The following is a 10,186-nucleotide window of genomic DNA, read 5'->3' as shown; positions in this document are numbered from 1 at the left end:
TTGTCAACCTTTTAGCTGGGTTGGTTGCTTATACATATCGAGAGACTAAACCTGCTTTAGATCTTCTCTTCAAAGGCTTGCCTGCTCTTCCTCCTGCCATCTTTTAGTGCGTCGAACTCACGTTAAATAAATTGCCACCTTCGCCGACTCGCCATTGATGAAAAAATACTGAACCACTTGAAGTAGTAGCAATAATCACAGCTAATGCAAACATAACTGGACTAAGAATTAGAAGAATAAACAAAGCCGCTAACCAATCCAAAGTCCTTTTTACTATCCAAGTGATTGGCTTATGCGTTTGTGGCAATTCATTTGCAGAGGGAAGATTTAAAAATACATTTTTCCCTGACCTATAACATACATCAGCTAAATTCTTAAGTTGAGATTCGCCAATTTCAGGCTCAACTGTTACTATATTTAGTCTGGTCTGAAGATCATTGTCAGATCTAGCTTTACTTAATATAGAAGGCTTAAACATACTAAACTGATTACAGGCAAATGTCCCTACAGAAATCGCAATTTGCTTAGAGTTAAACATTAAGTTAGATATATATGAAGTCTCTTTTGAATGAGTAATTGGAATCTCTTGGAGTTTTCTGACAACAACGCTAGTCATTTTTTTCTCTCGATTATTCGTATATCTCTAAAGCTTTAGTTTTACTAGTCTAGATTTCAATAGTTTAATTTTGATTGATATTGATCCAAATAAAGAAGTCGCACAGCTAGTAGAAATTCTAAAATATCCAAATAGGAAATGTACTCTATTGATCAGATCACTATTAGAATTGGATAAATTAGCTTTAAAAATCTCCTAGTTGCCGCGATATGTACAGAGAAATGTATCTATTCAAAAGTGAGTTCTGTCTTTAACAGTAAATTTGAAGATACCCATGAGTTATTGGTACAGCAATTCTGAATTAATCATGAGAGGCAAAGGCTTATAGCAAGGAATTTAAGCTTTAATGCCTTTATTTCAAACGAATCTAGCATTGCTATATATATACTTATCTATCAATTCCATCAATATAGCAACTACTAGAAGTTAGCAAAAGGTCATACTAAAAGTTATATAAAAGTTATATTCTTGTTTTAGCGTAATATAGCAATGAAAGTTTTGCTTAGGATATAAAACCCAAAAGATTAGTGGCGGCGCGAAGCACCGCCACTAATCTTTTGGGTTTTTATTGTCCTAGCTATCTCTTGCGTTGTCATACCAATTCACGCAAGAGTGGCAATACTTTTGAGGATTAAAAACCAAACCCAGTAATGGTTTTCAAAACACAAAATGGCTACGCCATTTTGTGTTTTGGTATAAGAATCGTTTGTGGGAAAGTTTGCCATTGGCAGACTTTCCCACAAACGATTCTTATAGTGATAACTGCTGTTTGCTTAAGGAGGCAGTTTAAAATTAAACCGAACTGAGGTTAGTTTTATACAGTATCTTCGTCATCGCTAATGGCAACTGATTTGTAACTATTTGGTAGATCTTTAACTGCATTAGCAATTACCCCAATTAAATTCAACTTTTGGAGAATAGATATAGCTTGTGAGAATTCTCCACGAGTAATTCGATCAATGCGAGCTACTGATACTACTCCACCACAGCATGAAGCTATTTGAATTGTGTCAACTGTCCCAAGAATAGGTGGTGAGTCAATAATTACAAGGTCGTAATCTTGCTCAAAACTGGATACTAGTGTTTGCATCCACTCTGAACTCAGCAAGGTAACAGAATCACTGGGGATTGGTCCAGCAGTAAGAATATCAATAGATGAGTTCGATGATTGGATTACATCTTGGCTATCCACACTACCCTTACTTGCCAGTAATGTTGATAAGCCTCTTTCGTTGGGTAAGTTAAGTTGCTTATGTAAGGATGGCGATCGCATGTCTGCATCAATCAACAGGACTCGCTTATGCAATCTCGCGGCACTAGTAGCAAGTCCAAGAGCGATCGTCGATTTACCCTCCCCAGCAAGAGCGGAAGTAACTACTAGCGATCGCACGCTTATTTCTTGAGAAAAACTATTAAGTTGAATATTTTTATAAATTACATCTAACCCCTCTCGAAAAGGTAACCATTGGACAATCTCAACTGAAAGTGGTGAAACTGACTGACCTTTAAGAAACTGTGGTAAAAAATTAGAGTTTGATTCTTCAGCCTGTAAATATTGTGGAGTCATGCCCAATAAGGATAAAGAAGCAACTTGCTGTTCTAACTCACTGTAGGTGTGCATTGTATCGTCCTGCATATCCCTAAGAAAAGCAGCCATGCCACCAATAAATAATCCTGCGACTACGCCCAGCAATAAATTTCTACGTAAAGTATCTGCGGCATCAGTAGAACCAAGACCAGGCTCCTCAACAACTTGCCAATCAAAGCCACCTCTAGCAATTTCTAGACTTAGGTCTTGTCGATTTTTAAGTAATGTTTGTAATGTTTCTTGCAAAACTGCCAGTTTAGGTCTTAAGACTTCATACTCACTGAGCAGTTTGGGTAATCGATTAATCTCTGCCCGAAGATCTTGCTCTTGAGATGTCAAAGAATTCAGTCGAGATAGTAGTAAAGCAATTTGAGCTTGGGTTTCTACAATTTGATTTGCTATGGTTACATCAATATTACTTAGCTGATCGGCATTCCATTTGGGATAACTAGATAAATTAGCATCCCCTAAAATACTTCTTCTTTCTTCTTCCAGACTACTCTGTTGTTGCCGAAAACGTAACTCAAGGGCTTCAACAATAGGATTAGCAGGTTGAAACCTAGCTTTTTCGCGATTTAGCGCAACTTCTATACCTTGCATCTCTACAATCAGAGCCTGATAACGAGGCGATTGATTTAAACGAGTAAGTAATACAGCATCCTGCGAAGACAGGTCGAGATTTTGTTGTAGAGATTCTAGTCGAGTGACTGCTTGATCGTATTCTAATTGGGTAGTGCGTTTTTGTTGCTCAATCCCGTTCATGGCTGCAGTAATTTCTGTAACTCGCTGGTTAGCATCAAACAGATTATTCTTACGACGAAATACTTCGAGTGCTTCAGCAGTTTCTGAGATATCTTGACGCACATTGGTAACTTGCTCATCGATACCTGATAAGCCTTTTTGCAAGCGCTTTTCCTGTTGCTCTCGATTATAGTCAGTATAAACTTTTTGAAAAGCTCTTAAAACTTCTCTTGATTTTACAGGATCTAAAGCTGTGTACTGTATTTCAACAATTTTGGTTGGATTTTGGTTGTCACCTAGCATATCGATTTTTAAAGATCGAAGTTCAGCACCAGTAATTCCTGGATATTGATCGTTTAGCAAATCAGCAGCTTTTTGAAATAACGAAGAACTTTGTAGTAAATTCAGTTGTGTTGCATAGTCAATCTGGATATTGGAGTCAACAAATGAGGATGTATTTGTATTAGATCTGTAAGTTGATTCGACTAGCAGGCGCATGGCGCTAGTGTATAGTGGCTTGGCTCTAATGTTCATAAAAACAGCAATTACTAGACCTAAACTTAATCCCCCCAAAAGCCAAAATCGCCTACGAGAAAGAACCGCAAAAATTTTTCCATATCCTGGATCTTGCTCAAGGAGAACTGGGGATGTTGATTTTGCAGCATTGATACTCATTATTTGTCCTTTGTATAGTTCCAGCTATGCAAGTGCTTTTGATCGGTTAAGTTATTTTTTTATTCCTCTGAATAGTACAGATTTCCTCTATGATCTGATTCACTTTTGTGAAGAATACTAATTCGGAAAAGTTAGAGATGGCATGCTCTCGGATTTTGGCATAGTCCCAATTGATCTTTTGTGCCTTAATTATGGCATTTTTTAGAGATTCCGATGTTTGGGTCTCAAATAAGACTCCCGTTAGTCCTGGAATTTGCGTATCTAAAACGCCACCAGCACCATAGGCAATTACAGGAGTACCACTAGCATTAGCCTCAATGGGTACAAGCCCATAATCCTCTAAAGCAGCAACAATTACAAACTTTGCCTTTGCCATAAGATTGCACCGATCTCGATCGCTAACATGACCAAGAAATTTAATATTGGGACGTGCTTTTGCTTGTAATTGTTTCGATTCTGGCCCCTCACCTGTAATCAGCAGAGGCAAATCTAAGCCATTAAAAGCCTCAACAATAATATCAAGCCTTTTATAACTAAGATGTCTTGAAGAAACAAGGCAGTAATCATTTTTTTGATCTGAAAAGGTAAATCGTGAATCATCAATTGGGTAGTTTATAACTACAGCATCCTTTTTATAGGTTTCTTGAATTCGCTTTGCGACAGTGGTGGAATTCGCGATGTAATAATCAGGAGATTGGGCATAAAAGATGTCTTGTTGACGCATTTTTTGAAAAACTAGCTCAATTAAGGGTTTAAAAAAGCTGTATGCGCCATATTCTCGTAAGTAAGTATTGGTGTCCCACAGGAAGCGGGTAATATTGTGGCAAAAGCAAATATGCACTGCATCATTACGTTTTTGTACTCCTTTAGCAAAACTAGCACTACTACTAAGAATTAAGTCATATTGTCGAAGATTTAAAGAGCTAAAAGCCGTATAATAAAATGGTGCAAACAGGCGAAAGTATTTACCAATTGCAGGAATATTTTGTAAAAATGTAGTGTGGACTTGGCGATCGCCTAAATCAATTGTATTTTGGCGATCGTACACAGATGTATAGATATCTGCGTCTGGGAAATGTTTGCATAAAAGTTCAAATACCCTTTCAGCACCACCACGTTGCGTAAGATAGTCATGAACCAAAGCAATTTTCATTTAATTTTGCGAAACTGTCTAGAGGTACTAATTTATAAGGAGCAATATTCCAACAACTCTCATTATAAAATCATTTTTGATGAAAGATTACTTTAGTTTGACTGTCATCAAAACTAATCTTAGTTTTTTTAGTGTCGCAGACGCTAAAAAAACCAAGATTAGTTTCATAATTTAGAATTGCTATCAATATTCACAACAAAATACAACAAAGCATAAAACGTCCTAGAATGACAATAGTGAAGTTATATAAAAGTTATATTTATATCTTTAAGGCGCATCTATGACGGCTGATGAGGCGGTGACATTTGTAGAGTTGTCGTTAAAAGAGCGCAGTCTGACTCGAGTTGAGCAGTCTGTCTTTCTTGGAGTATGGCAGGGCTTGTCTTATTCTGAGATTGCGAAGCAGACTGGCTATGATGCTGGCTACATCAAGTTAGTCAGCCATAAACTTTGGCATTTATTGACCGAGACTTTTGGTGAAAAAGTAACTAAGAGTACGGTACAGAACCTAATTCGCCGTCAAATCCAAAAGCAACTAGCTGATTCTTCCACAACTGCCCCAAATTTACAGGCTTCGGGAAATAGTCATCAAGACTGGTGTGAGGTGATTGATGTTGCTTTCTTTTATGGTCGAGGACATGAGCTAGAGATCCTTGAAAAATGGATAGATCGCGATCGGTGTAGACTAGTAGCCATTTTGGGAATGGGAGGCTTGGGCAAGACGGCTCTATCGGTCAAGCTTGCTCAACAGCTACAAGATAAGTTTGATTTTGTGGTGTGGCGATCGCTAAATAATGCTAAAACCCCAAGTGAAATGTTGTCTGCTGTGATCCATTTCCTATCACAGCAGAAAGAAACTCCTGATACTACAGATACCAATGCCTTGATTTCGAGATTAATGGAGTATTTACAGCGCTATCGTTGTTTATTGGTATTGGACAATTTTGAATCAGTTCTGAAAGATGAGGCTCAAGCAGGAGCCTACCGTAAGGACTATGAAGGTTATGGCTCGTTGTTAAGAAGGGTTGGCGAAGTTTCGCACCGTAGTTGTGTCGTGATTACTAGTCGTGAAATGCCTGAAGAAGTTGCCACCTTAGAGGGAGACATTTTGCCTGTCCGCGCCCTCCAACTTACTGGTTTAGATGAACCTGCTGCTGAGCGCGTCCTCGAAGCCAAGGGGATCAAAGCCATAAGCGATGATTTGCATCGTTTAGTAGATTGGTATCGTGGTAATCCCTTAGCGCTAAAAATTGCCGCAACTTCGATTAAAGATCTCTACTCAGGTAGTATTAATCGCTTTTTAGAACAAAAAACGATTATTTTTAGTGGTATTGGCAATCTCATTGAACAGCAATATCAGAGATTGACGGCTCATGAGAAACAAATCATGATTTGGTTAGCCATTAACCGTGAGCCTGTCCAACCCAATGAACTACGCTCAGATATTGTGCCAACGATCGAGCAGAATCACCTCATGATGTCGCTGCGATCGCTAAAACGGCGATCGCTAGTTGAGCATACAGCCGCAGGTTTTACGCAGCAACCTGTAGTCATGGAGTTTGTCACCAATTTATTAATTGAGCAAATTTATCAAGAAATTACCCAAGAGCATCCTCTTGGGGCGTTACCAAGCATTCAGTTAAAGCTGAATCGTCAGCTTTTCTACTTACGCCACTACGCTCTGATCAAAGCAACTGCCAAAGACTATATTCGCCAAAGCCAAATTCGCTTGATTTTAGAACCTCTGGTTACCAAACTTTTAGGTCGTTTGGGCAGTAAGCAAATGGTTGCTAAAGAGCTATTTCAAACCCTTGAGGAATTACGAAGACGCGAATTACGCCCCGAAGGGGAACTGAAATCAACCTTTGGCTATGGAGGCGGCAATATCATCAATTTGTTGTGCAATCTCGGTATTGATTTGACAGGGAAGGACTTTTCTTATCTTGCTATCCGCCAAGCTTATTTGTCTGAAGTCAAATTGCATCGGGTTAACTTTGCTCAGACTGCGGTCATTAAATCGGTTTTTGCGGAGGTAATTGGCGGAGTCTTATCAGTAGCTTTTAGTGCTAATGGCAAGTTATTGGCGATCGGTGACACTAAAGGTGATATTCATCTTTGGCAAGTCAGTGACGGTAAGCCCATACTCACTTATCGTGGACACAAAGGATGGGTGGTTTCCGTAGCTTTCAATCCTGAAGGAACAGTTTTAGCTAGCAGTAGTGTTGATCAATCGATTAAGTTATGGGATGTCTCCACAGGAGATTGCTTAAATACTCTGCAAGGATATATTGGCGCAGTTATGTCAGTGGCTTTCAGTCCCGACGGTACAACTTTAGCTAGTGGTCATGCCGATCGCACGGTGAGGCTCTGGAAATCGGGACAATGCCTCAAAATTTTGCATGGTCATGAAGATATTGTTGAAGCTGTAGCCTTTAGCTCAAAGGGTAACTTACTCGCAAGTAGCAGCGACGATTGCACTGTGCGGCTATGGGATATCGATACTGGTGAATGTTCGCAAATATTTGAAGGGCATGAAGATATCATTTGGTCGATCGCCTTTAGTCATAATGGCAATGTTTTAGCTAGTGGCAGTGAGGATAAAACCATAAGACTATGGAATACAGACAAAGGTAACTGCATCAAAACCTTGGCAGGGCATACACATACGGTCTTTGCCGTTAGCTTTAGCCATGATGGTTCAACCCTTGCGACAGGCAGCGGCGATCGCACAATCCGTCTTTGGGATCTCAAGACAGCTCAATGCTCTAAAACCTTAACTGGGCATAACCATTGGGTACGTTCCGTTGCCTTTCATCCTGATCGCTTAGTGCTAGCAAGCAGTAGTGGCGATGAAATGGTGAAACTCTGGGAGATTGATACAGGTTTTTGTATGCGAACTTTTCAAGGACATACGGGGCGATCATGGACAACCAAAAATGATAATCAGGGTGATAGCCAAGCGTCAGGCAATATTTCCAATGAACATCTTCTAAACCTCTGGGAAGTCACATCTGGTCAACAGTTTCGGATTTTGCAAGGCTATACCAATGCTGTGCGATCAGTTGTTTTTAACCTTGAACAAACGATCTTGGCTAGTGGTGGTGATGACTCGATTATTCGTCTCTGGGATATTCAATCAGGTGAGTGTATTCGGGCTTTGCATGGTCACGCAGGGCATGTTTGGCAAGTAGCTTTTAGTCCGATTGGAACCATACTTGCTAGTTGTGCTGAGGACTGCACGATCAAACTATGGGATGTTAGCAGTGGTAATTGTCTAACCACCATCTCTGAACACCCAGATTTAGCTCGAACTCTTGTCTTTAGTCATGATGGTAAATTGCTGGCGACTGGTGAGACAAGCCGAGTAATTAAGCTTAGAGATATTGTGACAGGCGAATGTTTGCGTATTCTTCAAGGACATAAATCAGCAATTTTAGCGATCGCCTTTAGTGACGACGATCACTATCTCATCAGTAGTAGCCGTGACAAAACTGTAAAAATTTGGGACACAAAAACAGGAGATTGTTTACAGACGTTAGAAACACTTACCTCGATTACTTCTAATATCAAATTTATGCCAATGCATCCCCATATAGCTTTTGGCTGTGGGGACAAATTTATCTATCGATGGAACATCAAAAATGGGGACTTGATCTCTGAACGCCTAGGTCACGATGGCAATGTCTTGACAATTGCTGCCGATCCCAAAGGAGTCTTACTGGCAAGTGCAGGTGAAGATGCTCAAATTAATATTTGGAATTGGCAAACTGGTGAAGCGATCAGAGCTTTAGCTGGACATATTGGCACGGTCTATTCTGTGTCTTTTTCTGCGGATGGCAATCTTATCGCTAGTAGTAGTCGCGACGAAACTGTCAAACTATGGGATGTACAGACAGGTGAATGTATCCGAACCTATCGCGAACCTCGTCCCTATGAAGGACTAAATATTACTGAAGCTACGGGTTTGACTTCTGCTCAAAAAGCGAAGCTGATCGCCCTCGGTGCGATCGAGGAATAATAGATAGCCTCGCATCGCGAGGTTATCTATTATTTGATCACTTGCTCATAAACCGATTTCATTTGATTAGCAATTACCTGCCAGTCATAATTCTGCTTGACGTAGGTTTGACAAGCTTTAGCACTGGGAATGTGTCTTTGACCAGATAAAGCTTCGATCATGCCCTGCGCTAGTTGCTCGATTGTATTCCCTTGCAGGACAAGCTCAGGAGAAAAAGGCTGTAAAATTTCAGGAATACCACCTATTGGTGTCCCCAATACAGGTGTACCTGCGGCTAAGGACTCAATCACGATCAATCCAAATCCTTCCAGTGATACTGTCGGTACAATTGATAGCTCTGCTGCTCGATAGGCGATCGCCAAGTCTTGATCTGGCACAAACCCCAATAACTGCACATGATTTTCCAGATGTAATTCTTGAATCTGCGATCGCAAGGCTTCCGCGATCGCTCCTTTACCAGCAATCAGTAGCAATACATCAGGATGTTGCTTCCGCACCAAGGCGATCGCGGCAATCAAGTTCTCTAAACCCATACGCTGAACCAGTCGCCGCACACAGAGGATAATTCGCCGATCCTTTTGCCAACCTAGTTTTTCTCTGGCTTTGGCGATCGTTAAGTCCAAATCAAATTCCGCTGTATTTATTCCCCCACCGATGATAAAAATCTTTTCTAATGGCACATTATAGGTTTGATGTAAAACCTGCCGAAATGATTCTGACAAAACAATAAAGCCATTAGCCCGACGATAAACCAATTTTTCGACTACCCATTTTCCCCAAGTCGATAAGCGTCCTGCACCCTCTGCTTGACTCTCCAACGCCCAAGGCCCATGAAAATGCATTACTAATGGGACTTTCCCCAAGCGATCAAGTATGGGCAATGTATACAAGGCAAAATGTGAGGCTACCAAATCAAATTCTGAATTCGCGATCGCCTGATTGAATGCTTTTCTCATGCCTAGCGATCGCTGCCATGTCGAACTATTTGCAGGAGCAAATGTTGTTACTTGTCCGCCAGAACTTTGAAAAACGCGATCGGAGCCAGCCACCAAACCATTTACCTCAACATCAACTTTGGGTAGGTAATTGACACAACCGTAATAAACGCGAGCCAATCCACCTGCTTCTTCTAAAAACCAGCTCGTACCTAGCTGTAATGTTTTCATAAAATTTTATTAAATATTGACATCTCTACATAGAAGCCGAAGATAGCATAATGCTAGCCTTGACTTCATAGCTATAGCCACTTGTATTAAAAAAGCAGCGCGAAGAACTGCTTTTGTCCCTACACTCAAGTGCAATTCTCAAAGCTCAAAACTATTGAAATGGTCTGCTTAGAGATGTTTTGTAGTCCACTTCAGTGGACTTAAGCTTTTAGCCAAGAACTTGAGTTCT

The 10,186-nt window shown here is 40.4% G+C and carries 5 protein-coding genes; 1 reads left to right on the top strand and 4 read right to left on the bottom strand.

Going from position 1 to position 10,186, the window contains the following annotated elements; translation table 11 throughout:
• Positions 1-103: 103 nt before the first annotated feature.
• The 3 genes from VB775_RS21150 to VB775_RS21140 all read right to left on the bottom strand — a co-directional run bounded on the left by VB775_RS21150 (position 104) and on the right by VB775_RS21140 (position 4,773).
• Positions 104-616 (bottom strand): sugar transferase, encoded by a 513-nt coding sequence (locus tag VB775_RS21150; RefSeq protein ID WP_281008934.1) that lies wholly within the window; start codon positions 614-616, stop codon positions 104-106.
• A gap of 814 nt (positions 617-1,430) precedes the next feature.
• On the bottom strand, positions 1,431-3,620 hold the full coding sequence (locus tag VB775_RS21145; protein ID WP_281008933.1) for a GumC family protein: 2,190 nt from the start codon (positions 3,618-3,620) through the stop codon (positions 1,431-1,433).
• Between the two features lie 46 nt (positions 3,621-3,666).
• Positions 3,667-4,773 carry a glycosyltransferase gene (locus VB775_RS21140; RefSeq protein ID WP_281008932.1) on the bottom strand — a complete coding sequence of 369 codons (1,107 nt, stop codon included), beginning with the start codon at positions 4,771-4,773 and terminating at the stop codon, positions 3,667-3,669.
• Between the two features lie 280 nt (positions 4,774-5,053).
• Between VB775_RS21140 and VB775_RS21135 the strand changes: the two genes are divergently transcribed.
• Positions 5,054-8,791, top strand: coding sequence for a WD40 repeat domain-containing protein (locus VB775_RS21135; protein WP_281008931.1), 3,738 nt, complete (start codon positions 5,054-5,056; stop codon positions 8,789-8,791).
• A 29-nt stretch (positions 8,792-8,820) separates the two neighbouring features.
• Here the strand turns inward: VB775_RS21135 and VB775_RS21130 are convergent, their stop codons facing one another.
• On the bottom strand, positions 8,821-9,957 hold the full coding sequence (locus VB775_RS21130; protein WP_281008930.1) for a glycosyltransferase family 4 protein: 1,137 nt from the start codon (positions 9,955-9,957) through the stop codon (positions 8,821-8,823).
• Positions 9,958-10,186 lie beyond the last annotated feature (229 nt).

The organism is Pseudanabaena sp. CCNP1317, from assembly GCF_034931345.1.
GTDB classification, from domain to species: Bacteria; Cyanobacteriota; Cyanobacteriia; order Pseudanabaenales; family Pseudanabaenaceae; genus Pseudanabaena; species Pseudanabaena galeata.
The sequence above is the reverse complement of the archived record's forward strand: the minus strand, read 5'-3'. Positions and strand labels throughout refer to the sequence as shown.

What these genes read in the sequence shown, in the direction of transcription:
- VB775_RS21150 (WP_281008934.1), bottom strand. Translation starts at nt 616, where the DNA reads ATGACTAGCGTTGTTGTCAGAAAACTCCAAGAGATTCCAATTACTCAT.
- VB775_RS21140 (WP_281008932.1), bottom strand. Translation starts at nt 4,773, where the DNA reads ATGAAAATTGCTTTGGTTCATGACTATCTTACGCAACGTGGTGGTGCT.
- VB775_RS21145 (WP_281008933.1), bottom strand. Translation starts at nt 3,620, where the DNA reads ATGAGTATCAATGCTGCAAAATCAACATCCCCAGTTCTCCTTGAGCAA.
- VB775_RS21130 (WP_281008930.1), bottom strand. Translation starts at nt 9,957, where the DNA reads ATGAAAACATTACAGCTAGGTACGAGCTGGTTTTTAGAAGAAGCAGGT.
- VB775_RS21135 (WP_281008931.1), top strand. Translation starts at nt 5,054, where the DNA reads ATGACGGCTGATGAGGCGGTGACATTTGTAGAGTTGTCGTTAAAAGAG.